We start from the raw sequence: 24,938 nt of genomic DNA, 5'->3' as shown, positions 1-24,938 counted from the left end.
CGAAAAGGTCGCGTGGGCGGATTGGCACGCCTGCAAGATGATGTAGGCTGACGCTTGCGAGACTCGCCAAAGCCAGGTGTCACGGCGACCGCAGGGGGTCTTTATGCCGAACGGCAATATCGTCGTCACCGAAGAGCGTGGAACGCGCGTCATCACCCTGCGCCGCCCCGGCAAGAAGAACGCAATCACGCAGGACATGTATCGGGAGATGAGCCGCGCGATCGACACCGCGCAGAACAATCCCGATATCCGCTGCATGATCATCACCGGCGGCTCCGGCGTGTTCACCGCGGGTGACGACATCGACGATTTTCTCCAGGCCGACACGGCGCGCCCGGAGACGCTGTCGAACGGCGCCAAGTTTCTCTATTCGCTCGCCCTCAATACCAAGCCAGTCATCGCGGCCGTCGACGGCGCCTCGATCGGCATGGGCACCGTGATGCTGTTCCATTGCGACTACGTGCTGGCTTCGACCGCTGCGACCTTCTCCGCGCCCTACATCCATCTCGGGCTCGTGCCGGTCGGTGCCGCAAGCCTGCTGATGCCGAACACGATGGGCTATCAGCGCGCCTTTGCCATGCTGATCATGGGACGGACCTTCACCGCAGCCGAGGCGCATGCCGCCGGCTTCGTCAACACCGTGGTCTCGCCGGGACATACCGAGGTCGAGGCGCGCAAGGTGGCCCGCGAGATCTGCCGGCTGCCCGCCGAGGCGGTCGCGACCTCGCGCAAGCTGCTGCGCACCCCGCCGGAAGAGCTGACCCGCCGCATCGACCAGGAAGCCCATCTGTTCGGCGAACGGTTGAAGTCGGACGATGCCGTGGCGGCGTTCAAGGCGTTTGCGAGCCGGAAGAAGCGGTAGCGAGCTCGCGCTGCGAGTTCGGTATCGTAGGCGGGCAAAGGCGCCTTGCGCCGTGCCCACGATCTCTCGACGACAACGAAAGACGTGGGCACGCTTCGCTTTGCCCACCCTACGAGACTCGCATGTATCCTCGTGGATAGAACCCCTCATCCGGCGCTTCGCGCCACCTTCTCCCACAAGGGGGAGAAGGAAGAATCGCGGCGCATTCACGACAATGCTTCGTGAAATCTTCGCGCGGAACGACTAATCTTGGTTCCATGCGATACCGATCCATCCTTGCCGCATTCGCGCTTGCCCTCGCCCTGCCCGCCGCGGCCCAGACCGCTGCGCCGGTCGAGTTGCGCATTCTCGCCATCAATGATTTCCACGGCAATCTGCGGCCGCCGCCGGGCGGCATCCGGATCAATGACCCCGAGGACAAGACCAGGAAGGTCATGGTCACGGCGGGCGGCGCCGAATACATGGCGACGCTGGTCAGGCAGTTGCGCGAGGGGCACAAGAACACCATCTTCGTCGCCGCCGGCGATTTGATCGGCGCGAGCCCGTTCCTGTCGGCCATGTTCCACGACGAGCCCTCGGTCGAGGCGCTCTCGATGATGGGACTCGCGATCACCTCGGTCGGCAATCACGAATTCGACGAGGGCAAGACCGAGCTCTTGCGGATGCAGAACGGCGGCTGCCATCCGGTCGATGGTTGCCAGGGACCGCATCCCTTCACGGGCGCCAAGTACCATTATCTCGCAGCCTCCACCGTGGAGACCGCAACCGGCAAGAGCGTGCTGCCGCCTTACGAGATCCGTGAGTTCGAGGGCATCCCCGTCGCCTTCATCGGCCTCACCTTGAAGGAGACAGCGGGCATCGTTTCGCCCGCAGGCATCGCCGGGCTCGAATTCCGCGACGAAGCCGAGACGGTGAATGCGCTGGTGCCGCAGTTGAAGGCGCGTGGCGTCGAGGCGATCGTGGTGCTGATCCACCAGGGCGGCGAGCCCTCGGGCGACTACAATGAATGCCCAGCCATTACCGGGCCGATCGTCGACATCGTCAAAAAGTTCGACCGCGCCGTCGACGTCGTGGTCAGCGGCCACACGCATCGTGCCTATGTCTGCAACGTTGACGGGCGGCTCGTCACCAGCGGTGACAGATACGGCACGCTGGTCACGGCGATCGACCTCAAGCTCGATCCTGTCACCCGCGACATCGTCGGCGCCAGGGCCGAGAACGTCATCGTCGCCAACGCCTCGCTGGCGAAAGACCCTGATCAGACCGCGCTGATCGACGCCTATGACAAGCTGTCCGCGCCGATCGCCAACCGCCCGGCCGGATCGGTGACGCAGACGCTGTCACGCGTTCCGAACGAGGCCGGCGAAAGCCCGCTCGGCGATGTCATCGCCGATGCGCAGCTCGCCGCCACCAAGGACGCGAAGGATGGCAGCGCTGTCATCGCGCTCACCAATCCCGGCGGCATCCGCACCGACATCGTGCCGAAGGAGAACGGTGCGGTGTCCTTTGGCGAATTGTTCGCGAGCCAGCCGTTCCGCAACCGCCTCGTCACCATGACGCTGACCGGCAACCAGCTCAAGGACATGCTGGAGCAGCAATGGCTCGATCCGAAGCGACCGCGAATCCTCCAGGTCTCGAACGGCTTCAGTTACACCTGGGATGCGTCGAAGCCGTTCGGCGAGCGCATCGCCCTCGAGAAGATGATGCTCAACGGCAGGCCGATCGAAGCCGGCAGCGGTTACCGCGTCACCGTCAACGATTACCTCGCCGTCGGCGGCGACGGCTTTACTGTCGCCAAACAAGGTTCGGCGGCACGATATGGCGGCTACGACGCGGACGCGCTGTTCGCCTTCTTCAGGGCGCACGGGCCGATCGGTCCGCTGCCGCCGACCCGCATCCTGCGCGTGAATTGATCCGGATCAAACGGGCCGCAGCGGGCCTTTGCCATTCCCTAGGGAACGCATAGATTGGGATTTGCATTGCGTTTTGACGCCGGATGCGCCAACGACGTCAAGCGCCCGTACCCCGTGAGGCCGACCTGATGAGCACGCTTCTCCTCTCCCACAAGGCTTGCCTCGACCACGTCACGCCATCTGGACATCCCGAAAGGCCGGACCGCCTGCGCGCGGTGGAGGAAGCGTTGTCGGTCGAGCGTTTTCAGTACCTGGTGCGTGATCAGGCGCCGGAAGGCGATCTCGATCTCGTGACGCTGTGCCACAACGAGCATTACGTGACCGAGCTCCGCCACATCGCGCCGACCAGCGGCCAGATCTATATCGACGGCGACACCTCGATGTCGCCGGGTACATGGGAAGCGGTGATGCGCGGCGTCGGCGGCGCGGTCGCGGCGACCGAGGCGGTGATGAACGGCGAGCATCGCAACGCCTTCGTCGCGGTGCGCCCGCCGGGCCATCACGCCGAGATCGGCAAGCCGATGGGCTTCTGCTTCTTCGACAATGTCGCCATCGCCGCGCGCCATGCGCAGCGCAAATACGGCATCAAGCGCGCCGCCATCGTCGATTTCGACGTGCATCACGGCAACGGCACCCAGGACATCTTCTGGTCCGACCCGACCGTGATGTACTGCTCGACGCATCAGATGCCGCTGTTTCCGGGCACCGGCGCAAAGAGCGAGCGCGGCGACCATGACACCATCGTCAACGCGCCGCTCGCCTCCGAGGACGGCGGTCCCGAATTCCGCTCCGCGTTCGAGAACCTGATCCTGCCGCAGCTCGAAAAATTCAGCCCCGAGCTGCTGATCATCTCCGCAGGCTTCGACGCGCATTATCGCGATCCGCTGGCCTCGCTGAATTTGCGCGCGGAGGACTACACCTGGGTCACGCGCAAGCTGATGGACCTCGCCGACAAGTCCGCAGGCGGGCGTGTTGTGTCCGTGCTCGAAGGCGGCTACGACCTGCAAGGTTTGAAAGAATCTGTTACGGCGCATGTCGGCGCCCTGATGGGCGCTTAGACCGACCCCGCCACATTAAGCCCGCAAAACCAGCCTTCTCTTCAGGGACTGCGAATCGGGCAATCGGAAACGGATATGGCCGAAAATACCCAAGTCGACGTCTCCAGGCTCACCTTCGAGCGCGCGATCGAGGAGCTCGAGACGATTGTGAAGCGGCTCGAGGACGGCAAGGTGCCGCTCGAGGAATCCGTCACGATCTACGAACGCGGCGAAGCCTTGAAGCGCCGCTGCGAGGAATTGCTACGCCAGGCCGAGGCGCGGGTCGACAAGATCACCACCGACGCCAGCGGCCAGGCCACCGGCACCGCGCCGCTCGACGTCCAGTAAGGCGCGGGTCTAAGCCGCCCACCCCAGGCATCGGTTGCCTGCATTTTTTCATGATTGCACGCCGCTGATTCTGCTGGAGCTGCGCAAGCGGCGGCGGCCCTGTCATGGAACTCTGGCGCGACGCCTCCCCGCCCTGCCAAATCCCACCGAAAAAGCCGCGTTCCCGCCCAAAATCTTGCCGAGGAACCGGGCAAGCGTGGAACCCCTTCGCCGGCACCAAGGTTAACCACTCTGGCCCGCAGGTTGCACTGCTATGCGTGTAATCGGTCCAGCGGGTTGGCTTTGGCCCAAGCTTTGGTGTAAAGCTGCACGGAGTGTGGCTTTTTGTTAGCCTTGACGTGGGGACCGATTACCAACGACAAGCGCTTCAAACTGCTGATGAAATTGGCTGGGGACGGACGAAGCCGATCTAAGTGACAGGGATCACAGAGACTGAACCGGAGCGCACTTAAGCTCACCTAAGCTTGAAGACGGGGTTGTCAGCTTGAAGAAGAGGCTTGGCCCCAGGCAGGTGGCTCCGACGGTTTGAGGACTCGCGCTGCGCCGATATTGTGCAAACCCATCGTGCACCGGAATGACCTTCCGGCGCTGACAAATTGGAAATCGCCGTGAACGCATACAGTAAGACGCCGCTTCTCGACACAATCCGGACGCCGGAAGACCTGCGCAAGCTCAAGGTCGAGCAGGTTCGCCAGGTGGCCGACGAGCTGCGGCAGGAGACCATCGATGCCGTCTCGGTGACCGGCGGTCACTTCGGCGCAGGCCTCGGCGTGGTCGAGCTCACCACTGCGATCCACTACGTCTTCGACACGCCGCGCGACCGGCTGATCTGGGACGTCGGCCATCAGGCCTATCCGCACAAGATCCTCACCGGACGCCGCGACCGCATCCGCACCCTGCGCACCGGCGGCGGCCTGTCCGGTTTCACCAAGCGCAGCGAGAGCGATTACGATCCGTTCGGCGCGGCGCATTCCTCGACCTCGATTTCGGCCGGTCTCGGCATGGCAGTCGCGCGCGACCTCTCCGGCGGCAAGAACAACGTTATCGCCGTGATCGGTGACGGCGCGATGTCAGCGGGCATGGCCTATGAGGCCATGAACAACGCCGGTGCGATGAATTCGCGCCTGATCGTCATCCTCAACGACAATGACATGTCGATCGCGCCGCCGGTCGGCGCCATGAGCGCCTATCTGTCGCGCCTCTACTCCGGCAAGACTTATCGCACGCTGCGTGATGCGGCCAAGCAGATCAACAAGCGCCTGCCGAAGATCCTCGCCAACCGCGCCAACCGCGTCGAGGAATATTCCCGCGGCTTCATGATGGACGGCGGCACGCTGTTCGAGGAGCTCGGCTTCTATTACGTCGGCCCGATCGACGGTCATAATCTCGACCACCTCCTGCCCGTGCTGAAGAACGTGCGTGACATGGAGGAAGGCCCGATCCTGGTCCATGTCGTGACCCAGAAGGGCAAGGGCTACGGCCCGGCGGAAGCGTCCGCCGACAAGTACCATGCCGTCGTCAAGTTCGACGTCGCGACCGGCACGCAAGCCAAGGCCAAGCCGAACGCGCCGGCCTATCAGAACGTGTTCGGCCAGAGCCTCGTCAAGGAAGCGCAGAAGGACGACAAGATCGTCGCCATCACCGCGGCGATGCCGTCGGGCACCGGCGTCGACATCTTCAACAAGGCCTTCCCCGACCGCACCTTCGACGTCGGTATCGCCGAGCAGCACGCGGTGACCTTTGCCGCCGGTCTTGCGAGCGAAGGCTATAAGCCGTTCTGTGCGATCTACTCGACCTTCCTGCAGCGCGGCTACGACCAGATCGTGCACGACGTCGCGATCCAGAGCCTGCCCGTCCGCTTCGCCATCGATCGCGCCGGCCTCGTCGGCGCCGACGGCGCGACCCACGCTGGCTCGTTCGACAACGCCTATCTCGGCTGTCTGCCGAACATGGTGATCATGGCTGCGGCGGATGAGGCCGAGCTGGTGCACATGGTGGCAACCCAGGTCGCGATCGACGACCGTCCGAGCTCGCTGCGCTATCCGCGCGGCGAAGGCCGCGGCATCGAGATGCCCGACGTCGGCGTTCCGCTAGAGATCGGCAAGGGCCGCATGATCCGCCAGGGCAACAAGATCGCCCTGCTCTCCTTCGGCACGCGTCTGGCCGAATGCGAGAAAGCGGCCGACGAGCTCGCCGCCCACGGCCTTTCGACCTCGATTGCGGACGCGCGCTTCATGAAGCCGCTCGACACCGAGCTGGTGCTCAAGCTCGCGCGTGACCACGACGTGCTGATCACCATCGAGGAAGGCTCGATCGGCGGCTTCGGCTCGCATGTCGCGCAGTTCCTGACCGATCAGGGCGTGCTCGACACCGGCATGGTCAGGTTCCGCTCGATGGTGCTGCCCGACGTGTTCCAAGACCACGACACGCCGGCAGCGATGTACGCCCGCGCCGGCCTCGACGCCAAGGGCATCGTCGCCAAGGTGTTCGAAGCGCTCGGCAAGGACGTCAAGGCCGAGACGGTCAAGCTGGCTTGATCTGTCGCGGCAGGCACTGGACCCCACCTCTCCCATCGGGAGAGGTCGGATTGCGCAAGCAATCCGGGTGAGGGGTTCAGGCTCCTCGTGAGAGCGTAACCCTCACCCGGCGCCTCGCGCCGACCTCTCCCGATGGGAGAGGTGTTGCACCGCCGATGCCGCCGCAACTCGATGCTCCCTCGATCGGTGCCCCCATGAAAATCTATCTGGCAGGCCCTGACGTGTTCCTGCCGGATGCGGTTGAGATCGGGCGGCAGAAGGCCGCGATCTGTGCCGCGCATGGTCTCACCGGTCTCTATCCGCTCGACAACACGATCGACCTCACCGCGCCCGACGCCTCGCGGCAGATCTTTTGCGCCAACGAGGCAATGATGGACGGGGCCGATGCCATCATCGCGAACCTGACGCCGTTCCGCGGCGCGGGCGCCGATCCCGGCACCGTCTACGAGCTCGGCTACATGGCCGGCCGCCGCAAGTTTTGCCTGGCCTATTGCAACGATCCCGCCACTTACGCGGACCGCGTCACGCGCTTCATGAATGTCACGTCCGAGGACGGGCGGCTGGTCGATGCGCACGGGCTGACGGTCGAGGACTTTGGCCTGGTCGACAACCTCATGATGATCCATGCGCTGGAGCTGCACGGCTGCCCGCTGGTGACGCCGGCCGCGATGCCGATCGACGTCTGGCACGATCTGACCGCGTTCGAGACTTGCGTCCGGATGGCGGCCGCGCGATTGACCGCTACATAAGCGTTATTCCTCTTTCGGAGATACGATGTCCCCTGCCCGCAAGCGCGCGGATGTTCTGCTGGTCGAGCGCGGCCTGTTCGAGAGCCGGGCCCGCGCGCGTGCGGCTATCGAAGCGGGACTCGTCAGGGCCGACGACAAGCAGGTCGCAAAGCCCTCGGAGACGATCGCCGAGGACGCGGTGATCCAGGCCGAGCCGGCGCATCCCTACGTCTCGCGCGGCGGCGTCAAGCTCGCCGGCGCGCTGGAGCGCTACCCAATCGAGATCGAGGACCATGTCTGCCTCGATGTCGGCGCCTCCACCGGCGGCTTCACGGAGGTGCTGCTGGCGAACGGTGCGAGCCTCGTGTTCGCCATCGACGTCGGCACCAGCCAGCTGCATCCCTCGCTGCGCGGGCATCCCAAAATCATGTCGATGGAGGAGACCGACATCCGAAGTTACGAGGGAAAGCGCTTGCCGGCGCGGCCCGACGTCGTCGTCATCGACGTCAGTTTCATCTCGCTGAAGACGGTGCTGCCCGTGGCGCTGTCACTGGCGGCGGCGCCGATGAGCCTGCTGGCGCTGATCAAGCCGCAATTCGAAGCCGAGCGGAAGCACAACAAGAAGGGCATCATTCGCGATGCCGCGGTACATCGAGAGATCTGCGACGAAATCGCGGCCTTTGCGGCCTCGCTCGGCTGCACCGAGATCGATGTATTCCCCTCCTCGATTGCCGGCGGCGACGGCAATATCGAATTCTTCCTGGGCGCGCGCCGTGGTTGAGCGTTTGACGGTCGATCACGTCGGCCACCGCGGCGATGGCGTGTCACTCACGACCGGCGAGGCGATCTATGTGCCCTATACGCTCGGCGGCGAGACCGTCGAGGTCGATCACGTCGCCGGCCATCATCCCGACCGCCGCAAGCTGCTGGCAGTCGATCTCGCAAGCCCCGAGCGCATCGAGCCGTTCTGCCCGCATTTCGGCGTCTGCGGCGGCTGCGCGATCCAGCACTGGGCAGCCGAGCCTTATCACGCCTGGAAACGCAACATCGTGGTCGAGACGCTGGCGCAGGCCAGCATCGATTGCGCGGTGGCGCCGCTGGTCGATGCCCATGGCGCAGGCCGCCGGCGCGTGACGCTGCACGGACGCTTCGGCACCCATGACATCCTCAAGGTCGGCTTCTCCGCAATGAGCTCGCACGATGTCATCCCGATCGATCGCTGCCCGATCCTCGATCCCGCGCTCGCAGGCGCGCTCGATGCTGCCTGGGCGCTGGCCGAGCCGCTGACGTCGAAAATGCCGGTGACGAAGCCGCTGGACATCCAGGTCACCGCCACCATCAACGGCCTCGACATCGATGTGCGCGGCTCAGGCCCGCTGCCGACGCCGCTGGTCACCGCGCTGTCGCGCGTCGCCGAGCAGCATCGCCTGGCGCGGCTGACGCGGCATGGCGAACTGGTGCTGCAACGCCTCGCGCCGATCGTGAAGATGGGCCGCGCCGAGGTGACGTTGCCGCCGGGCTCGTTCCTGCAAGCAACCGTCGCCGGCGAGGAGACGCTTGCCGCACTCGTCGCCGAGCGCGTCGGCAAGGCCAAGGAGGTGCTCGACCTCTTCTGCGGTGTCGGCCCGTTTGCGCTGAGGCTTGCCGAGAGGGCGCGCGTCGCCGCCTACGACAACGATTCCGGCGCCATTGCAGCGCTTGCGAAAGCTGCGCGCACACCAGGCCTGAAGCCGATCAGGTGCGAGCCGCGCGACCTGTTCCGCCGTCCGCTGGTGCCGCCGGAGCTGCGCGATTTCGACGCCGTGGTGTTCGACCCGCCGCGCCAGGGCGCGCAGGCGCAGGCCCTGAAGCTTGCTGCGAGCAAGGTGCCCGTCGTGATCGCGGTGTCCTGCAATGTCGCGACCTTCGCCCGCGACGCGCGACTGCTGATCGATGGCGGGTACAAGATCGACACCGTCGTGCCGGTGGATCAGTTTCGCCACACCCCGCATGTCGAGCTGGTGGCGAAATTCACGCGCTGATCAGCGCCGCAGCCCGCTCAGCGCCGGCGATTCGCCAGGCAGCATGTTCGATCGGATATCGCTATCCATCCGGCCGGAGTCCTGCTGGGTGAACCCGGCCCCGAACGACAGGCTGAGATTGGACGTCGGCTTGAACTCGACGCCCGCGAACGCGCTGTAACCGGGCGAGGCGCCAGAGGTGAGCGGCGCAAGCGAGCTGCCGATGCCATCGCCGTATTTCTGCGAGCTGAAGCCGGCAAAGAATGAGACCGGCATGCCGCCCGCGGTCTTGGTGTTGTAGCCGAACTGCGTGCTGTCGTAGGAGAGCGCGCTGAAATTACCGGTCAGCCCGGTTTGGCCAAGGCCGCTCCAATTCAGACTGCCACGCTGGCTGTCGACAAAGAAGCCGTTGGCAAAATTGGTTCGCGCGCCTGCATCGCCGGCACCGAAGCTCGGAAAATTGCCGTAAGCGTCGGCACTCTGGCCGGCAAGGCCGCCAAAGCCGAAAGGCCCGCCCGGGATCCAATATTGCAGGGGTGCGGCTTGCGCATGAGCCGGCGCCTCGCCGAGACAGAACACAGCAAAGAGAGCTGCAAGACCGTAAAAACGTGCAAGGTTGGACATTCAGGTGACCGTTAAAAGATCTGTGAATTATACCCTCCGGATATCGTGAATGCCAGCACGGTGGCGCCGGTCCTCCCTTGGGTTCCGGGATCACGTTTTCCCGCCGCGTTGAACTTCCCGTGCACCGGATTGACCCACGTAAGGGGCGCGTCAGCATGGAGGCTGTCATGGAGGTGAATTCCGACAGGTTGAATGCCTTTATGGGTAAGATGATCACCGAGGTCGGAGCGGCGATGAATGCATCGCTGGTCCTGCTGGGCGACAAGCTCGGCCTCTACCGCGCCCTCGCCGCCAAGGGACCCATGAATTCCGCCGAGCTGGCGAGCGCCAGCGGAACAAACGAACGCTACGTCCGTGAATGGTTGGCGAGCCAGGCCGCCTCCGGTTACGTGGAATACGACTCTGCTTCCGGCAAGTTCTCGATGCTCCCGGAGCAGGCGATGGCGCTTGCCGACGAGAACAGCCCGGTGTTTCTCGGCGCGGTCGGCAATGTCATCGCCGCGGCGTTTCTCGACGAGCCGAAGATCACGGACGCATTCAAGAGCGGCAAGGGCGTCGGCTGGAATCGGCGCAGCGAGTGCCTGTTCTGCGGCACCGCCCGCTTCTTCCGCACGGGCTACATGCACAATCTCGTGCAGGCGTGGCTGCCCGCGCTCGACGGCGTCGTGGACAAGCTGAACCGCGGCGCCAAGGTCGCCGATGTCGGCTGCGGACACGGCGTCTCGACCCGGCTGATGGCAGAGGCTTTTCCGAACTCCCGCTTCTACGGCTTCGACTATCACGAGGGCTCGATCGAGGCAGCGCGAAAGGCAGCCGCTGAAGCGAAGCTGGGCGACCGTGTCAGCTTCGCGGTGCACTCGGCCAAGACGTACCCGGCCGAGGGCTATGATCTCATCTGCTTCTTCGATTGCCTGCACGACATGGGCGATCCCGTCGGCGCCATCCGTCACGTGCGCGAGACCATGGCCGCGGACGGCACCTGCATGCTGGTCGAGCCGTTCGCAGGCGACCGTCTCGAGGACAATCTAAACCCGGTCGGGCGCGTCTATTATGCGGCCTCGACCATGATCTGCACGCCCGCCTCGCTTGATCAGGAGGTGGGTCTTGCACTCGGCGCGCAAGCCGGCGAGGCAAGGTTGCGCAAAGTCGCAGACGAAGGCGGCCTGTCGCGCTTCCGCCGCGCCGCGGAAACGCCGTTCAACCTGATCCTGGAGGCGCGGGTCTGAGCCAACACCGGACGCGCGCGGCCAGCGGTGTCAGGCCGCGGCGTCCGTCCCCATGCCGATGGTGAGCCGATTGCCGTCGGCATCGACTATCGGCGCAGCGCCGCCAGGACGGTGGATGATTTCTGTGGCAAGCCGAACTGGTGAGGAAGCGGCGGAGACGCGCTCAGGCCGTCTTGTCCACGGAGGAGGACGAATCCGCCGGCGGATATTTCGTCACCGGCACCGAGAAGGATTTGCTGCCGACCTGGTAGATGATCTTGCCGTTCTTGCCGTCGTCGGTCGATATCTGCGACTGCCCGAACATGATCGCGTTCTTGTAGACATAGCCGGTACCCTGCCGGGTGATGCCGTCGGTGGTGACGCTGACCGTGGCCTCCTTGCCGTTGATGGCGAGGACACGGAAGCTTGCGCTCTTGCCGTTGTCGGCGGAATAACCACCCCAGCTTCCCATCAAATTGCTGTCGGAGGCGGGCGGCGCCTGCTTCTCGAGATTTGCGGTCTGCCGGCCAACATTGCCCACGGAGTACAAGAGCACCATGTTCTTGCCGTCCTTGGTGCCGACCGTGACTCCGTTAAAGGTGATGAGCGTACCGCTGACCTGACCAAAGCCGCGCTCGGTGTGGCCCTGATGGGTGTACTCCACCTGCGCACGGGAGCCACGGATGTTCACCACTTTGAAGCTGACGGGTTGATTATTGCCGACCCAATTGCCCTTCCAGTCACCGACCAGGGCACTCTGGTGATACAGCCGCTCGTTGGCGGGTGATATCTGGTTGGTGCTCGGCGAGATGGCGGCCATTGATTGCTCGGCGGAGTGTCTGACGGGCTCGCTTTCGTTCACGCGCCCGACGCGTCACATCGGGACACCGTCCGGACATGGGCGGAAACAGGCCGATTAGGGCCATGCAGCGATTAACGTATGGTTAAGATCGTCCGGAGGCGAGACAGGGCAAATGGTCCCACGCGCAGGGCACGATCAGCGTCCCCAGCGATCCGACCAGATCTTCTCGCCGATCATGCAATTGACCCGCGGCTCCTTGTCCTTGTCGGCGACACGCATCAGGGGACGATCCGGCACGCGGCCGGCAACCTCCATCAGCAGCTTGGTGCGGATCGCTTCCTTGAACTTGTCGCGGTCCTTGATCGCGATCACGAAAGCGCCCGGACCGCCGACGACGCAGTCCTCGTAATAGTAATCGAGGTTATCGATATCCATGGTCGAATAGGACGGCTCCTTGACCATGATCGGCAGGCCGTTGATGACGATGCCCTTCTCGAGCGCAGCGTCGCGCGCCACGGTGACCGGCCCGCCATTGTTGTTGGGACCATCGCCGGAAATGTCGATGACGCGGCGCAGTCCACGATAGGGATCCTCGTCGAACAGCGGCATCGCGAAACTGATCGCGCCCGAGATCGATGTGCGAGAGGCGCGCCGGATCGGAGTCTTCATGATCTCGGCGGCGACCGCATCCGCCGTCTCCGGTCCGTCGACCAGCCGCCACGGAATGATGATCTTCTGGTCGGTGGAAGCGGCCCATTCGAAATAGGTCACCGCGATCCGGCCGTTCGGGCCGAGCTTGAGCGCCTGCAAGAACTCCTTCGACTGGATCGCCTGCGCATAGCCTTCGCGCTGGATTGCGAGCTCGTCCATGTCCATGGAGTAGGAGACGTCGACCGCGAGGATCAGCTCGACATCGACCGTCTGCGCATCCCTGTCGGCTGCGAGCCGCTGCGGCTGCTGTTTGGGCGGATCAAGCTTGGGCCCTGGTGCCGCCAGGCCCGCGACATCCCCTCCGGCAAGGATGCCGGCCACCAGCACAGCCCCGATCGAGAACAGCAAGCGCATCGCAGTCTCCCGTCGTATGACGCGATGGTGACATGCAAACGTCTTGCCGCAAAGTGCGAAGATCGCTTGCGCTTCACATTCGAGTGCATCGCCGCCATCGTGTCGCCGCGCCCACGCCGCTGGAACACGCACCATGTGGAGACGTTCCCGCGCCCACTTGTCCGGCGCGATATCCATGCTAGGCTGGACGCACAGATGGGGATGGAGTCCCCCGATAACCGCCCGGCGGCCTGTCACCGTAGTGGGCTGATGACTCCTGCTTGAGGTGGGGCAATGTTTGGGCCTCTGCCTTTGGCGGGAGCATGGACAAACCCGCCGATGGCGGGTTTTTTGTTGCCTGAAAGAAGGACGGGACGTGACGACGACGACACCGAATGCGGCACGCAGCGGGCTGCCCAGGGGCATCTGGGTGCTCGGCTTCGTTTCGATGCTGATGGACGTCTCCTCCGAGATGATCCACGCCCTGCTGCCGGTCTATCTCGTCACCGTGCTCGGTGCATCCACGCTCACGGTCGGCTTCATCGAGGGCATCGCGGAGGCAACCGCCTCGATCACGAAAATCTTCTCCGGTGCGCTGTCGGACTGGCTCGGCCGCCGCAAGCTGCTCGCCGCGCTCGGCTACGGGCTGGCCGCGCTGACAAAGCCGCTGTTTCCGCTCGCCCCAAATGTCGGATGGCTGGTGGCCGCGCGCTTCATCGACCGGGTCGGCAAGGGCATCCGCGGCGCACCGCGCGATGCGCTGATCGCCGATATCGCGCCGGCGGGCCTGCGCGGCGCGAGCTTCGGCCTGCGGCAATCGCTCGACACCGTCGGCGCCTTCGTCGGACCGCTCGCGGCGATCGGCCTGATGTGGTGGACGGCGGATAATTTCACCCTTGTCTTCTGGGTTGCGGTGCTGCCGGCCTTCCTGTCATTCGGCCTGATTGCCTTTGCGGTGAGCGAGCCGGAACCGGACCCGAGCCGGGAGCCCGCAAGGAATCCGCTGAACGGCGCCGCGATGCGGCAGCTTGGATCGGTGTACTGGCGCGTCGTCGCGGTCGGTGTCGTGTTCACCCTCGCCCGCTTCAGCGAGGCCTTCCTGATCCTGCGTGCGCAGAACATCGGTCTCAACGCGATGTGGGTGCCGGCGGTGCTGGTGCTGATGAACATCACCTACGCGCTCTCCGCCTACCCGGCCGGCGTGCTGTCGGACCGGATCAACCGGACCGGCCTGCTCGCGCTCGGCCTCGTCTTTCTTGCCGGCGCCGATCTCGTACTCGCGCTGCTGCCGAGCCTTGCGGGCCTCGCGCTCGGCGTGGTGCTGTGGGGGCTTCACATGGGGTTGACGCAAGGCCTGCTGTCGGCCCTGGTCGCCGATGCCGCGCCGCCAAGCCTGCGCGGCACCGCCTTCGGCTATTTCAACCTGTTCACGGGCCTTGCGGTGCTGGCCGCGAGCGTGATCGCCGGCGCGCTGTGGGATCACTATGGTCCGGCAGGCACGTTCCTGACCGGACTCGGCTTTGCACTGATCGCGCTCGTCGGGCTGCTCAGCGTCGGCAACGGCCCGGCTGCGGCGGACACATGATCATGCACAGTGCAAACTGGGGGACGAGACGTTGAACGTTCAATTCATTCTGGCGGTTGCTGCGGGCGGAGCACTCGGCGCAGTCGTGCGCTATCTCGTTGCGATCGGTTCGGGCCGTCTGTTCGGCACCGATTTTCCCTGGGGTACCCTCATCATCAATGTCACAGGTTCGTTCCTGATCGGCCTTTTCGCAGCGCTGTTCGCGACCCGATGGAACCTGCCGCAAGCCGCGCGGATTTTCCTGACGGTCGGGATCTGTGGTGGATACACGACATTCTCCACCTTCTCGCTCGACGCTTGGTATCTGATCGAGCGCGGACAGACCTGGAGCTCGGCCATCTACATGATGGCATCCGTGGCGTTATCGGTGGGCGCTCTCATCGCGGCAATGCAATTCGTTCGCACACTTCCGTGAGCCCCGCGCGGCTCGCGCATTCCTGCCCGTCCCTGACGGCATGATCGCGAGGGCACCGCTGACCTTGGAGAGTTCCCCGGTCCTGCAGTATGATGGAGCAGCTGGAAGCTCATCAGCACCGGGGCGCTTCAGGACACGATGGCCGACACCGTCACCACGCCGAAAACCAGGACAAAGACCAAGGTCGAGCGGCCCAAGCTGCACAAGGTCATCCTGATCAACGACGACTACACGCCGCGTGAGTTCGTCACGATGATCCTCAAGGCCGAATTCCGCATGACCGAGGATCAGGCCTACAAGGTGATGATCACCGCGCACAAGCTCGGCGCTTGCGTGGTCGCCGTGTTCACCAAGGACGTTGCCGAGACCAAGGCGACGCGCGCGACCGATGCCGGCCGCGCCAAGGGCTATCCGCTGCTATTCACGACCGAGCCAGAGGAATAAGGCGCAAGTTCGCGCCGCGATGGCTGATATCGAATTCGTCCACCCTCACGCCATCACCACCGGCGTCTCCTCGGCGAGCCCGTAGACGCGTTGCGCCCTGGAAAAACCTGCGATCGGAAATTCGCCGAGCTCGCGCCAGTCGTGGCGGCAGGCATTGGCGAAGACTTCCGAAACCACGACGGTGCGGCCGAGCTTCCCTGCGATCTTCTCCAGCCGCGCCGCGAGATTGACGGCGGGGCCGATGCAGGTGAAGTCGAGGCGGTTGCCGCCGCCGATATTGCCATAGAGGATGTTGCCGACATGCAGCGCGACGCCGAAGCGGAAGCGCTCGATGACATCGCCCACGGGATAGGCGAGCGCCTCGACGCTGGCGCGGGATTCGCGCGCGGCCTCCAGCACGCGCGCGCAGACATGGGCGGCATCGCCGACATATTCATCGATCGGGAACACCGCGAGCAGGCCGTCGCCCATGAATTTCAACACCTCGCCGCCATGTCCCCGGATCGCGGTCACCTGGCAATCGAAATAATGGTTGAGGATCTCGACCACGGTCTCGGGCGGCAGCCGGTCCGATAGCGCGGTGAAGCCGCGCAAATCCGAGAGCCAGATCGCGGCCTGCATGGTGTCGTTATGACCGCGGCGGATCTGGCCGCCGAGAATGCGCGCGCCGGCGCGGTTGCCGACATAGGTGTCGAGCAGCATCTCGGCGGTGCGGCGCAGGCTGACGATCTCGCTGACGCGCGCCAGCGGCGTCACGATGGTCCGGATCGCCGCGATATCGTCGTCGCTGAAGCCGCCGGGACGCCGCGTGATCCAGCTCGTCGCGTGAACCGAGCCGTCGAGATAGTGCATCGGCATCGCGAGATAGTCGGTCACGCCTTCGGCGCGCATGTCGTCCAGGAAGGGAAAGCGCCTGCTGTCGGGGTCGTCCATGCGGCCCCTGACCTCGATCCCCTCCTCGAATACGATCCTCAGCGGACTCTTGGCGAATTCGGGCGTCTCCAGAATCTCGAAATCGACGGTGCCGATCTCGACCTTCTGGCCCTCCCGCCAGATGAAGTTGCGTCCGAAGATTTCCGGATGCAGCGTGCGGATGAAGATGCCGAACCGTGACAGCGGCAGGCCGGCCGCGACCAGATGCTCGCAGACTGCGGCGATCATCTGGGACGGCGTCCCCGACGACCTCGCGCCGTCGATCAGCCAGTTGGTGATGCGCTGGATATCGGAGTTTTGCATGTCCGCATTTGCGGACGAAGTTGTGAAATCGTCAAGCTGCGCGGTCGGCTGGTACCTTGACGCGAAAGCTTCAAGCGCGGACAGCGCTAGCGGCCGACCTGCCCGCGATCGCGCAAAAAGTGATCCGCCAGCACGCAGGCCATCATGGCTTCGCCGACGGGGACGGCGCGGATGCCGACGCAGGGGTCGTGGCGGCCTTTTGTCATGATCTCGGTGTCGGCGCCTTGGCGATCGACGGTGAGGCGCGGTTGCAGGATTGACGAGGTCGGCTTCACGGCAAAGCGCACCACGATCGGCTGCCCCGTGGAGATGCCACCGAGCACGCCGCCGGCATGATTGGACAAAAAACGCGTGCCGTCATTGCCCGTGCGCATCTCGTCGGCGTTCTCCTCGCCGGTCAATTCAGCCGCCCCGAAGCCGGCGCCGATCTCGACGCCCTTCACGGCATTGATGGTCATCATCGCGCCCGCAAGATCGGAATCGAGTTTTGCGTAGATCGGCGCGCCCAATCCCGCCGGCACGCCTTCGGCGACAATCTCCAGCACCGCGCCGATCGAGGAGCCGCTCTTGCGGATGCCGTCGAGATAGGTCTCGAAGAATGCGGCCTTGTCCTTGTCAGGGCAGAAGAACGGATTTTTGGCGACCTCGTCCCAGTCCCAGTTCGCGCGATCGATCTTGTGCGGACCCATCTGCACCAGCGCGCCGCGCACCCTCACGTCCGGCAGCACCTTTCGCGCGATAGCGCCGGCGGCGACGCGCGTTGCGGTCTCGCGTGCGGAGGAGCGCCCGCCGCCGCGATAGTCGCGCAGGCCGTATTTCGCCTCATAGGTGAAGTCGGCATGGCCGGGGCGAAACTTGTCCTTGATCTCGGAATAGTCCTTCGAGCGCTGGTCGGTGTTCTCGATCAGCAGCCCGATCGGCGTGCCCGTCGTCACCTGCACGCCGGTCTCCGGATGCGCCATCACGCCCGACAGGATCTTGACCTGATCCGGCTCCTGGCGCTGGGTGGTGAAGCGCGACTGGCCGGGGCGGCGGCGATCGAGGTCGGTCTGGATATCGGCCTCCGTGAGCGGGATCATCGGCGGACAGCCGTCGACCACGCAGCCGATCGCCACCCCGTGGCTCTCGCCGAAGGTGGTGACGCGGAACATGTGGCCGAAGGTGTTGAATGACATCGCTGCTCGCAGGTTCGGTTCCGGCGTGTGGTAACGCGCGGGGGGCCGGGGGTCAAACCCGCTCCGCAGTCAGAGCTTAACTATACTTCTCCAGCCGGCCGTCGCGGAACACGTAGACGGTGCCCTGCTCGATGTAGAGCTCGGCGGCGCTCGCGGGGGTCTCGATCCCCAAGGACACCATCAGGGCCCGGCAGGTGCCGCCATGGGCGACCGCGACGGTGTCGGCCTTGAGCTCGTCATACCAGGCGCGCACGCGGACCTGCACGTCGGCGTAGGTTTCCGCACCCGCCGGCGCCACCGTCCATTTGTCGGCAAGGCGCCTGGCGTAAATTTCGGGATCTCTCGCCTCGCTCTCGGCCAGCGTCAGCCCTTCCCAGACGCCATAGCCGATCTCGCGCAGCCGGTCGTCGAGCGCGTAATCCGCGACCGGTAGTTCGAGCTTGCCGCGCGCGAGTTCCATGGTCTGACGCGCCCGGCCGAGCGGGCTCGAGACGTAGGGCAACGCCGCCTTGTCGCGGCCATCGCGCTTGAACAGATCGGCCAGCAGGAGGCCTGCCTGCACGGCCTGACTGCGCCCGCGTGCATTCAGCGGAATGTCCCGGGTGCCCTGAAGTCTTCCGAGCGCATTCCACTCGGTCTCGCCATGGCGAAGGTAATAGATCGTGGGCACGGGCATTCCGAGTGAGATGTCAGTCCTTGCTGCCGAACGAGATGTCCGGCGCGTCCGGGCGCTTCATGCCCAGCACGTGATACCCGGAATCGACATGGTGCACCTCGCCAGTGACGCCGCGCGAGAGGTCTGACAGCAAATACAGCGCACTGCCGCCGACGTCCTCGGTCGAGACGTTGCGCCGCATCGGCGCGTTGTTCTCGTTCCACTTCAGGATATAGCGGAAGTCGCCAATGCCGGACGCGGCAAGCGTCTTGATCGGCCCCGCCGAGATCGCGTTGACGCGGATGTTCTTCTCGCCGAGATCGGCGGCGAGATAGCGCACGCTGGCTTCCAGCGCCGCTTTCGCCACGCCCATCACGTTGTAATGCGGCATCCACTTCTCGGCGCCGTAATAGGAGAGCGTGATCAGCGAGCCGCCATCGGTCATCAGCTTCTCGGCGCGCTGCGCTACCGCAGTGAACGAGTAGCAGGAGATCAGCATCGACTTGGAAAAGTTCTCGGCCGTGGTGTCGACGTAGCGGCCGTCGAGCTGCTCGCCATAGGCGATCGCATGCACCAGGAAATCGATCTTGCCCCACTTCTCCTGCAGCACCGCAAACGCCGCGTCGATAGTCGCGGCGTCCGTGACGTCGCAATGGCCGAGCACGAGGCCGCCGATCTCGGCGGCGAGCGGCTCGACGCGCTTCTTCAGCGCATCGCCTTGATAGGTGAAGGCAAGCTCGGCGCCGGCGGCATGGCATGCCTTGGCGATGCCCCAGGCGATCGAGCGGTTGTTGGCAAGGCCGAGGATCACCCCGCGCTTGCCCTGCATCAGACCTGAATTCTGCGCCATTTTTGCACGTCCCGTCGAGCTCTCGTTAGGTCTGGAGGTACACCAGCCCTCCCTTGCGGTACAGCCCTAATACGCGGCGTTAACGCTGTTTCGGGCACCGGAATAGCCGTTCCGTTCGGGTGTTATGATGATTGTGGCGCTTGCGCCGAACGGCAGGACATCGAAGACGGCATGAATGCGTTTCGCCAGAGCGTGGAAGCCATGATCCCGGCGTTGCGCCGCTACGCCCGCGCGCTGACGCGCGATGCGGATGCGGCCGATGATCTGGTCCAGGACACGCTGGTGCGTGCGCTGCGTTCGGAGCGATTGTTTCTCGGAGGCGACGTCAGGAGCTGGCTCTACACGATCCTGACCAACCTCAACAAGAATCGGCGGCGCTCGCTGGCACGACGTCCGCAATTCACGCAGCTGACGGAGAACAATCCGGATGCCAGCGGGACCGAAGCCGAGGGACGCGACATCGAGAAGGCGCTCTCGACGCTGGTCGAGGAGCAGCGCTCGGTGCTGCTGCTGGTGATGCTGGAGGGCATGAGCTACCGCGAGGTTGCCGACATCCAGGGCGTGCCGATCGGCACCGTGATGTCGCGCCTGGCTCGGGCGAGAGCCCACGTCAAAGCCTCGCTGGAGGGTGAGCGCCCGGCGCTCAGGCGGGTGAAATGATGGCAGGATTGATGCATCGCATAAGCCGCATTTCCTGCACGGAGACAGAAGCGGCGCAGTTGAACCGCACCGAATTTTTTGGGCCGCAGAGCCAGAGACGACCGATATGAACGACCACAATATTCCCATTACCGAGGACGAGCTGCACGCCTATGTCGACGGCGAGCTGCCGGCAGAGCGCCGCGCCGACGTCGAGGCCTGGCTCGCGGCCCACCCTGACGATGCCGAACGGGTGCAATCCTGGCGGGCCATGGCGGAGATGCTGCACGCCCGTTATGACGCCGTCGCCCAGGAGCCGGTGCCGGCCCGGCTGGAGCTCGAGCGATTGGAGCGCCGCCCGCGGCAATGGTTCTATGGCGCCGCAGCGGCTGTGCTGGTGGCCTTCGTCGCCGGCGGCACCGCCGGCTGGGTCGCCCATGGCGCCGCCAACGCGCCCTCGACCTTCCAGAGCTTCACCGCGGACGCGCTTGACGCCCACCGCCTCTACGTGGTCGAGGTCCGCCACCCGGTCGAAGTCGGCGGCAACGAGCGCGACCATCTCCAGGCCTGGCTGACCCGGCGCTGCGGCTGGACCGTGTTCGCGCCGAATTTGGAGGCTAGCGGGCTGAAGCTGGTGGGCGGCCGGCTGCTGCCGGGACCGAACGGGCCGGCGTCATTCCTGATGTATGAGGGCGCCTCGGGCGAGCGGTACACGATCTACACCGCCAAGACCGAGAATGGTGCGACGCAAATGCGCTACGCCAAGACGGACAAGGACGGCGCGCTGTTCTGGGCCGAGCGCGGCGTCGGCTACGTCGTCAGCGGCGGCAGCGACCGCGAGCGGCTGACCAAGGTGGCGCAGGCCGTGTACGACCAGGCGGAAAAAAACGGCGGCTGAATGAGACCGCCATAGCCCCAGCTTGGCGTGGGCGTCCTTCAAAAGACGCGGTGCCTCGATTCCGTCATTGAAAATTTCGAATCAAGACATCGGCGCGTCTCATTATCGCACCGGGTGATCACGCGATTATGAGCGGCGTTCGATCCGCCGATCGACGCGGGCGGCCTCGATTGGGGTTTTTGGTACCGCGCTGGTCCCCCTCTCGAGGCCGCACCTTTTTATCGGCGGCCCCGCCGGACAGCCGACCCGTCGAGCACATGAAGCGCTACCACGCTCCGCGTGTATGATGAGCATCATCCGTTGGGCGATGCGCTAGGCCTTTAGGAGACCCCCTTCAGTTCTTCGCCACCCTAGCCAAGCCCGCTACGTGGATTGTATGGGTGCTGGTCCCGCCACTTCTCCATCAATGCCTCAAGCTCGGCGTCGTTCCCATCCGGTAGCATAATCCTGATGGTGACGAAGAGATCCCCGGTTCCGCCGGATTTCGGCAGGCCCTTACCCTTGAGACGGAAGGTCCGGCCACTGGAGGTGTTTTTCGGCACTGACAGCTCCACCGCATTGCCGAGGGTCGGCACCCGGACCTTGCCGCCGAGCACCGCCTCGTACAGCGTGACCGGCAGGTCGATCCTGAGGTCCGCGCCCTCGACCTTGAAGAACGGGTGCGGCGCAACGCTGATGGTGATCAGGAGATCGCCGGGCGGATGGCCCTGGGCGCTCTCACCCTGCCCGCGCAACCGGATCTGCTGGCCTTCGGTGACCCCGGCCGGAATCTTGACGTTGAGCTCCTTGCCATTCGGCAGCCGGACGCGCTTCTCGCCGCCCTTGACCGACTCTTCCAGCGAAACGGACATGGCGACGTTGACGTCGAGATCGAGCCCGATCCCGCCGGTGTCGAATTCGAACTGCCCGGCGCTACCGGCGCCGGGCCGCGCACCGCGCATCCCGCCGCCGAACATGCTGTTGAGGATGTCCTCGAAGGCACCGCCACCCGGGCCGGCGCCGCCGCCGGAGCGGAACGTATAGCTCTCGAAGCCGCCGGGACCGGCACGACCGCGCGGCCCGCCGCCCCCCGGAAAGCCCTGGAAGCGCGGCTTGCCCTCGGCGTCGATCTCGCCGCGGTCGAACTGCTTGCGCTTGTCCTCGTCGCCGAGAATCTCGTTGGCCGAATTGATCTCGGCGAAACGTTCGGCGGCCTTCGGATCGTCCTTGTTGCTGTCGGGATGGTGCTTCTTGGCAAGCTTGCGATAGGCGCTCTTGATGGCGGCAGCGTTGGCGCTCCGCGGCACCCCCAAGACCTCATAGGGGTCGCGCATCCGTCACGTCTCCTTCACGGAATCGAATTGTTCAAAGGGCTCCCCGCCCCGCATGAGCCTCATGTGGGAGGTGAGTGGCATTTTTGCAACTAGGGTCGCCGGCCGAAGCGCGACGATTCGAGGATGATCTTATCGGAAAACCGGCTCCCGGATCATGCTCAGCTCCGCCACGGCTTTAGCGTATGAATCTCCCAACGGCCACGGCTGCTTTGGCATCCGGCCCCCTGGAGCCAGCTTTCGGTGGCGCCATTGACATAGCTCGCCAGGAAATCGCGGCACTTGCGGCCGTCCTCGGCGGCATAGGACTGCGCGATCGGCGTCACCGAGCCGCGGGCGCCGGTCTCCGGATTTTCCCAGTGCTGGCTGGAATCCTTGTCGCCTTTGCTCAGGACATCGGAGGCGGCGTTGCGGGCGAAGGCGAGATCCGTCTCGGTCGGCGCGGCGTCTTTCGCCTGCACCGCGATCGAGCCGGTGAGGTCGCTGTCGTCGGCCTTGGCATAGGCGCGGGTGTCGTTGCGGGAAAAGCTGCAGCCGCCGGTGCCGAGCCCGATCAGAATCATCGTCATGACAAAGCCGGATGGACGGATCGCCGATAGGCCAACGCGTCCCCATGCCCTATATAGGGCGGTAGCGGACGACAACGCGTTTAGGGCCGCGGGACGCAACTCGGACTCCGGACATGACCGACACGACCTCGATGAAACACCAGACACCCTTAACATCCGGTGATTTCACCGCCGCCGACGAGCCTTTTGCGCTGTTCGAGGCCTGGCTGAACGAGGCGATCAAGAGCGAGCCGAACGATCCGAACGCCATGGCGCTCGCAACGGTCGACCCCGAGGGGATGCCTGACGTGCGCATGGTGCTGATGAAAGGCTTCGATACCGAGGGTTTCGTCTTCTACAGCCACATCGCCAGCCAAAAGGGCCGCGAACTCGCCGCAAATCCTAAGGCCGCGTTACTTTTTCACTGGAAGTCGCTGCGCCGTCAGGTCCGCATCCGCGGCAACGTGACGCCGGTGACCGATGCGGAAGCCGACGCCTATTTCGCAACGCGCCCGAAGCAGGCGCAGATCGGCGCCTGGGCCAGCAAGCAGTCCGAGGCGCTGGAGAGCCGCTTCGCGTTCGAGCAGGCAATCGCCAAGGTCGCAGCCAGGCACGTCATCGGCGAGGTGCCGCGCCCGCCGGGCTGGAGCGGCTGGCGCATCGCGCCTGTCCGCATCGAGTTCTGGCACGACCGCCCCTTCCGCCTGCACGACCGCATCGAATTTCGCCGTGACGCGGCCGGCCAGCCATGGTCCAAGACGCGGATGTATCCGTAAGCCAAAGGCCGACCTGAAAGATGTCCATGCCGCATTCGTCCAATGCGCCGCGCCGCACGCTGCTCCTGACCGGAGCGAGCCGCGGCATCGGCCACGCCACCGTGATCCGCTTCTCCTCGGCGGGCTGGCGCGTCATCACCTGCTCGCGGCATGCCTTTCCCGAGGACTGCCCGTGGGACGCAGGCCCCGAGGATCACATCCAGGTCGACCTCGGTAACCCCCAGGACACCACGCGCGCGATCTCCGAGATCCGCAACCGTCTCGAAGGCGGCATGCTGCATGCGCTGGTCAACAACGCCGCGATCTCGCCGAAGGGCCCCGGCGGCTCCCGGCTCGGCTCGGTCGACACCGATCTCGATACATGGACGCACGTCTTCCACGTCAACTTCTTCGCGCCGATCATGATCGCGCGCGGGCTGATCGAAGAGTTGAAGGCGGCCAAGGGCTCGGTGGTGAACGTCACCTCGATTGCCGGCTCGCGGGTACATCCCTTCGCGGGCGCGGCCTATGCGACCTCGAAGGCCGCGCTGGCTTCGCTCACACGCGAAATGGCCTCCGACTTCGGCCGCGTCGGCGTCCGCGTCAACGCGATCGCGCCGGGCGAGATCGACACCTCGATCCTGTCGCCGGGCACCGAGAAGATCGTCGACCAGCAGATCCCGATGCACCGCCTCGGTACGCCCGACGAGGTCGCCAAGATCATTTACGTGCTGTGCACGGACACCAGTTCCTACGTCAACGGCGCCGAGATCCACATCAACGGCGGCCAGCACGTGTGATCCGCGCGCGTCATTGCGCGGCGATATCAGGGTCATGGCGACCACCTCACTCTCGTGCCCCGGACGCGCTGCAGCGCACCGCCGCTCCGGACGATGCTTCGCATCGCCGGGATAGCGCTGCGCTGCGTCCGGGGCACGAGAGCGGAGTTTGGCCCTGGCTCTCTCCTCGTCATTGCGAGCGGAGCGAAGCAATCCAGAATCCCTCCGCGGAAGGACTCTGGATTGCTTCGTCGCAAGAGCTCCTCGCAATGACGGTGTATGAGGCGGCATCCTGGTTCTCCAACTGACACTGTCATTCCCCGCGAAGGCGGGGAATCCAGTAAGCCGCGGCCTATCGATTCAATCACAACCGTCTCGGCGTACTGGATCGCCCGGTCAAGCCGGGCGATGACAGTGAGTGTGTGGTTGCGGACATGCATGTTCATCCTCGCGGCGCGTTTCGCCCGAGCTTTGCCTGGTCACTTCACCCTCTCATCCAAGAGGGCGCAGGGAAGACCGGGTGCCGACTGGCACCCGCGGTCCGCTGCG

General features: G+C 64.9%; 25 protein-coding genes and 1 riboswitch. Of the genes, 16 read left to right on the top strand and 9 right to left on the bottom strand.

Going from position 1 to position 24,938, the window contains the following annotated elements:
- Positions 1 to 103 precede the first annotated feature (103 nt).
- From HYH08_RS30855 to HYH08_RS30820, 8 genes are all read left to right on the top strand, one after another.
- Positions 104 to 862: an enoyl-CoA hydratase-related protein gene (locus tag HYH08_RS30855; protein WP_220013601.1), complete on the top strand. Its 759-nt coding sequence runs from the start codon at positions 104 to 106 to the stop codon at positions 860 to 862.
- 257 nt (positions 863 to 1,119) lie between these two features.
- Positions 1,120 to 2,775: a bifunctional metallophosphatase/5'-nucleotidase gene (locus HYH08_RS30850; protein ID WP_220013600.1), complete on the top strand. Its 1,656-nt coding sequence runs from the start codon at positions 1,120 to 1,122 to the stop codon at positions 2,773 to 2,775.
- A gap of 128 nt (positions 2,776 to 2,903) precedes the next feature.
- Positions 2,904 to 3,833: a histone deacetylase family protein gene (locus tag HYH08_RS30845; RefSeq protein ID WP_220013599.1), complete on the top strand. Its 930-nt coding sequence runs from the start codon at positions 2,904 to 2,906 to the stop codon at positions 3,831 to 3,833.
- Positions 3,834 to 3,908: 75 nt separating this feature from the next.
- Complete coding sequence (locus tag HYH08_RS30840) at positions 3,909 to 4,160, top strand: exodeoxyribonuclease VII small subunit (RefSeq protein WP_008132970.1); 252 nt, start codon at positions 3,909 to 3,911, stop codon at positions 4,158 to 4,160.
- Positions 4,161 to 4,768: 608 nt separating this feature from the next.
- Complete coding sequence (dxs, locus tag HYH08_RS30835; RefSeq protein ID WP_220013598.1) at positions 4,769 to 6,697, top strand: 1-deoxy-D-xylulose-5-phosphate synthase; 1,929 nt, start codon at positions 4,769 to 4,771, stop codon at positions 6,695 to 6,697.
- A 194-nt stretch (positions 6,698 to 6,891) separates the two neighbouring features.
- Entirely contained in the window at positions 6,892 to 7,446 is a 555-nt protein-coding gene (locus tag HYH08_RS30830; RefSeq protein ID WP_220013597.1) for a nucleoside 2-deoxyribosyltransferase, read from the top strand.
- 25 nt (positions 7,447 to 7,471) lie between these two features.
- Positions 7,472 to 8,206: a TlyA family RNA methyltransferase gene (locus HYH08_RS30825; RefSeq protein WP_220013596.1), complete on the top strand. Its 735-nt coding sequence runs from the start codon at positions 7,472 to 7,474 to the stop codon at positions 8,204 to 8,206.
- Positions 8,199 to 9,446: a class I SAM-dependent RNA methyltransferase gene (locus tag HYH08_RS30820; protein WP_220013595.1), complete on the top strand. Its 1,248-nt coding sequence runs from the start codon at positions 8,199 to 8,201 to the stop codon at positions 9,444 to 9,446. Before HYH08_RS30825 ends, HYH08_RS30820 begins: the two co-directional genes overlap by 8 nt.
- On the opposite strand, the gene HYH08_RS30815 is transcribed toward HYH08_RS30820, so the two are convergent.
- On the bottom strand, positions 9,447 to 10,049 hold the full coding sequence (locus tag HYH08_RS30815; protein WP_220013594.1) for a hypothetical protein: 603 nt from the start codon (positions 10,047 to 10,049) through the stop codon (positions 9,447 to 9,449).
- Between the two features lie 167 nt (positions 10,050 to 10,216).
- Between HYH08_RS30815 and HYH08_RS30810 the strand changes: the two genes are divergently transcribed.
- On the top strand, positions 10,217 to 11,275 hold the full coding sequence (locus tag HYH08_RS30810; protein ID WP_220013593.1) for a class I SAM-dependent methyltransferase: 1,059 nt from the start codon (positions 10,217 to 10,219) through the stop codon (positions 11,273 to 11,275).
- A gap of 163 nt (positions 11,276 to 11,438) precedes the next feature.
- Here HYH08_RS30810 and HYH08_RS30805 read toward each other — a convergent pair whose 3' ends face one another.
- Entirely contained in the window at positions 11,439 to 12,074 is a 636-nt protein-coding gene (locus tag HYH08_RS30805; protein ID WP_220013592.1) for a hypothetical protein, read from the bottom strand.
- Between the two features lie 177 nt (positions 12,075 to 12,251).
- Positions 12,252 to 13,121: a DUF1194 domain-containing protein gene (locus tag HYH08_RS30800; protein WP_220013591.1), complete on the bottom strand. Its 870-nt coding sequence runs from the start codon at positions 13,119 to 13,121 to the stop codon at positions 12,252 to 12,254.
- 188 nt (positions 13,122 to 13,309) lie between these two features.
- Positions 13,310 to 13,387: riboswitch (Fluoride riboswitch) on the top strand.
- A gap of 89 nt (positions 13,388 to 13,476) precedes the next feature.
- On the opposite strand from HYH08_RS30800, the gene HYH08_RS30795 reads away from it, so the two are divergent.
- From HYH08_RS30795 to clpS, 3 genes are all read left to right on the top strand, one after another.
- Positions 13,477 to 14,685 (top strand): MFS transporter, encoded by a 1,209-nt coding sequence (locus tag HYH08_RS30795; RefSeq protein ID WP_220013590.1) that lies wholly within the window; start codon positions 13,477 to 13,479, stop codon positions 14,683 to 14,685.
- 31 nt (positions 14,686 to 14,716) lie between these two features.
- A complete protein-coding gene (gene crcB / locus HYH08_RS30790) occupies positions 14,717 to 15,100 on the top strand; it encodes a fluoride efflux transporter CrcB (RefSeq protein WP_220013589.1) in 384 nt (127 codons plus the stop codon).
- 138 nt (positions 15,101 to 15,238) lie between these two features.
- Positions 15,239 to 15,544, top strand: coding sequence for an ATP-dependent Clp protease adapter ClpS (gene clpS, locus HYH08_RS30785; protein ID WP_220013588.1), 306 nt, complete (start codon positions 15,239 to 15,241; stop codon positions 15,542 to 15,544).
- A 45-nt stretch (positions 15,545 to 15,589) separates the two neighbouring features.
- On the opposite strand, the gene HYH08_RS30780 is transcribed toward clpS, so the two are convergent.
- The 4 genes from HYH08_RS30780 to fabI all read right to left on the bottom strand — a co-directional run bounded on the left by HYH08_RS30780 (position 15,590) and on the right by fabI (position 19,460).
- The gene (locus HYH08_RS30780; RefSeq protein WP_220013587.1) at positions 15,590 to 16,780 is read right to left on the bottom strand and encodes an adenylate/guanylate cyclase domain-containing protein; all 1,191 of its coding nucleotides are present in this window, start codon (positions 16,778 to 16,780) and stop codon (positions 15,590 to 15,592) included.
- An 86-nt stretch (positions 16,781 to 16,866) separates the two neighbouring features.
- Complete coding sequence (gene aroC, locus HYH08_RS30775) at positions 16,867 to 17,955, bottom strand: chorismate synthase (RefSeq protein ID WP_220013586.1); 1,089 nt, start codon at positions 17,953 to 17,955, stop codon at positions 16,867 to 16,869.
- 76 nt (positions 17,956 to 18,031) lie between these two features.
- Positions 18,032 to 18,631, bottom strand: coding sequence for a histidine phosphatase family protein (locus HYH08_RS30770; protein WP_220013585.1), 600 nt, complete (start codon positions 18,629 to 18,631; stop codon positions 18,032 to 18,034).
- A 13-nt stretch (positions 18,632 to 18,644) separates the two neighbouring features.
- Complete coding sequence (gene fabI, locus HYH08_RS30765) at positions 18,645 to 19,460, bottom strand: enoyl-ACP reductase FabI (RefSeq protein ID WP_220013584.1); 816 nt, start codon at positions 19,458 to 19,460, stop codon at positions 18,645 to 18,647.
- 171 nt (positions 19,461 to 19,631) lie between these two features.
- Between fabI and HYH08_RS30760 the strand changes: the two genes are divergently transcribed.
- Together HYH08_RS30760 and HYH08_RS30755 are read left to right on the top strand one after the other, a co-directional pair.
- Positions 19,632 to 20,120: a sigma-70 family RNA polymerase sigma factor gene (locus HYH08_RS30760; protein WP_220013583.1), complete on the top strand. Its 489-nt coding sequence runs from the start codon at positions 19,632 to 19,634 to the stop codon at positions 20,118 to 20,120.
- 106 nt (positions 20,121 to 20,226) lie between these two features.
- Entirely contained in the window at positions 20,227 to 20,997 is a 771-nt protein-coding gene (locus HYH08_RS30755; protein WP_220013582.1) for an anti-sigma factor family protein, read from the top strand.
- A 350-nt stretch (positions 20,998 to 21,347) separates the two neighbouring features.
- Here HYH08_RS30755 and HYH08_RS30750 read toward each other — a convergent pair whose 3' ends face one another.
- Together HYH08_RS30750 and HYH08_RS30745 are read right to left on the bottom strand one after the other, a co-directional pair.
- On the bottom strand, positions 21,348 to 22,310 hold the full coding sequence (locus HYH08_RS30750) for a DnaJ C-terminal domain-containing protein (RefSeq protein WP_220013581.1): 963 nt from the start codon (positions 22,308 to 22,310) through the stop codon (positions 21,348 to 21,350).
- Between the two features lie 158 nt (positions 22,311 to 22,468).
- Positions 22,469 to 22,876, bottom strand: coding sequence for an RT0821/Lpp0805 family surface protein (locus HYH08_RS30745; protein WP_220013580.1), 408 nt, complete (start codon positions 22,874 to 22,876; stop codon positions 22,469 to 22,471).
- Between the two features lie 113 nt (positions 22,877 to 22,989).
- Here HYH08_RS30745 and pdxH point away from each other — a divergent pair, with 113 nt between their 5' ends.
- On the top strand, positions 22,990 to 23,631 hold the full coding sequence (gene pdxH, locus HYH08_RS30740; RefSeq protein WP_220013579.1) for a pyridoxamine 5'-phosphate oxidase: 642 nt from the start codon (positions 22,990 to 22,992) through the stop codon (positions 23,629 to 23,631).
- Between the two features lie 26 nt (positions 23,632 to 23,657).
- A complete protein-coding gene (locus tag HYH08_RS30735; RefSeq protein WP_220013578.1) occupies positions 23,658 to 24,410 on the top strand; it encodes an SDR family NAD(P)-dependent oxidoreductase in 753 nt (250 codons plus the stop codon).
- Positions 24,411 to 24,938 lie beyond the last annotated feature (528 nt).

The sequence above is a fragment of the Bradyrhizobium sp. BR 10289 genome, assembly GCF_019455385.1.
Classification (GTDB): domain Bacteria; phylum Pseudomonadota; class Alphaproteobacteria; order Rhizobiales; family Xanthobacteraceae; genus Bradyrhizobium.
The sequence above is the reverse complement of the archived record's forward strand: the minus strand, read 5'-3'. Positions and strand labels throughout refer to the sequence as shown.

What these genes read in the sequence shown, in the direction of transcription:
- clpS (WP_220013588.1), top strand. Translation starts at nt 15,239, where the DNA reads ATGGCCGACACCGTCACCACGCCGAAAACCAGGACAAAGACCAAGGTC.
- HYH08_RS30755 (WP_220013582.1), top strand. Translation starts at nt 20,227, where the DNA reads ATGAACGACCACAATATTCCCATTACCGAGGACGAGCTGCACGCCTAT.
- aroC (WP_220013586.1), bottom strand. Translation starts at nt 17,955, where the DNA reads ATGTCATTCAACACCTTCGGCCACATGTTCCGCGTCACCACCTTCGGC.
- HYH08_RS30780 (WP_220013587.1), bottom strand. Translation starts at nt 16,780, where the DNA reads ATGCAAAACTCCGATATCCAGCGCATCACCAACTGGCTGATCGACGGC.
- HYH08_RS30735 (WP_220013578.1), top strand. Translation starts at nt 23,658, where the DNA reads ATGCCGCATTCGTCCAATGCGCCGCGCCGCACGCTGCTCCTGACCGGA.
- fabI (WP_220013584.1), bottom strand. Translation starts at nt 19,460, where the DNA reads ATGGCGCAGAATTCAGGTCTGATGCAGGGCAAGCGCGGGGTGATCCTC.
- HYH08_RS30825 (WP_220013596.1), top strand. Translation starts at nt 7,472, where the DNA reads ATGTCCCCTGCCCGCAAGCGCGCGGATGTTCTGCTGGTCGAGCGCGGC.
- HYH08_RS30760 (WP_220013583.1), top strand. Translation starts at nt 19,632, where the DNA reads ATGAATGCGTTTCGCCAGAGCGTGGAAGCCATGATCCCGGCGTTGCGC.
- HYH08_RS30850 (WP_220013600.1), top strand. Translation starts at nt 1,120, where the DNA reads ATGCGATACCGATCCATCCTTGCCGCATTCGCGCTTGCCCTCGCCCTG.
- HYH08_RS30830 (WP_220013597.1), top strand. Translation starts at nt 6,892, where the DNA reads ATGAAAATCTATCTGGCAGGCCCTGACGTGTTCCTGCCGGATGCGGTT.
- HYH08_RS30840 (WP_008132970.1), top strand. Translation starts at nt 3,909, where the DNA reads ATGGCCGAAAATACCCAAGTCGACGTCTCCAGGCTCACCTTCGAGCGC.
- HYH08_RS30805 (WP_220013592.1), bottom strand. Translation starts at nt 12,074, where the DNA reads ATGGCCGCCATCTCGCCGAGCACCAACCAGATATCACCCGCCAACGAG.
- HYH08_RS30745 (WP_220013580.1), bottom strand. Translation starts at nt 22,876, where the DNA reads ATGACGATGATTCTGATCGGGCTCGGCACCGGCGGCTGCAGCTTTTCC.
- HYH08_RS30815 (WP_220013594.1), bottom strand. Translation starts at nt 10,049, where the DNA reads ATGTCCAACCTTGCACGTTTTTACGGTCTTGCAGCTCTCTTTGCTGTG.
- pdxH (WP_220013579.1), top strand. Translation starts at nt 22,990, where the DNA reads ATGACCGACACGACCTCGATGAAACACCAGACACCCTTAACATCCGGT.
- HYH08_RS30750 (WP_220013581.1), bottom strand. Translation starts at nt 22,310, where the DNA reads ATGCGCGACCCCTATGAGGTCTTGGGGGTGCCGCGGAGCGCCAACGCT.
- HYH08_RS30770 (WP_220013585.1), bottom strand. Translation starts at nt 18,631, where the DNA reads ATGCCCGTGCCCACGATCTATTACCTTCGCCATGGCGAGACCGAGTGG.
- HYH08_RS30810 (WP_220013593.1), top strand. Translation starts at nt 10,217, where the DNA reads ATGGAGGTGAATTCCGACAGGTTGAATGCCTTTATGGGTAAGATGATC.
- HYH08_RS30855 (WP_220013601.1), top strand. Translation starts at nt 104, where the DNA reads ATGCCGAACGGCAATATCGTCGTCACCGAAGAGCGTGGAACGCGCGTC.
- HYH08_RS30845 (WP_220013599.1), top strand. Translation starts at nt 2,904, where the DNA reads ATGAGCACGCTTCTCCTCTCCCACAAGGCTTGCCTCGACCACGTCACG.
- HYH08_RS30800 (WP_220013591.1), bottom strand. Translation starts at nt 13,121, where the DNA reads ATGCGCTTGCTGTTCTCGATCGGGGCTGTGCTGGTGGCCGGCATCCTT.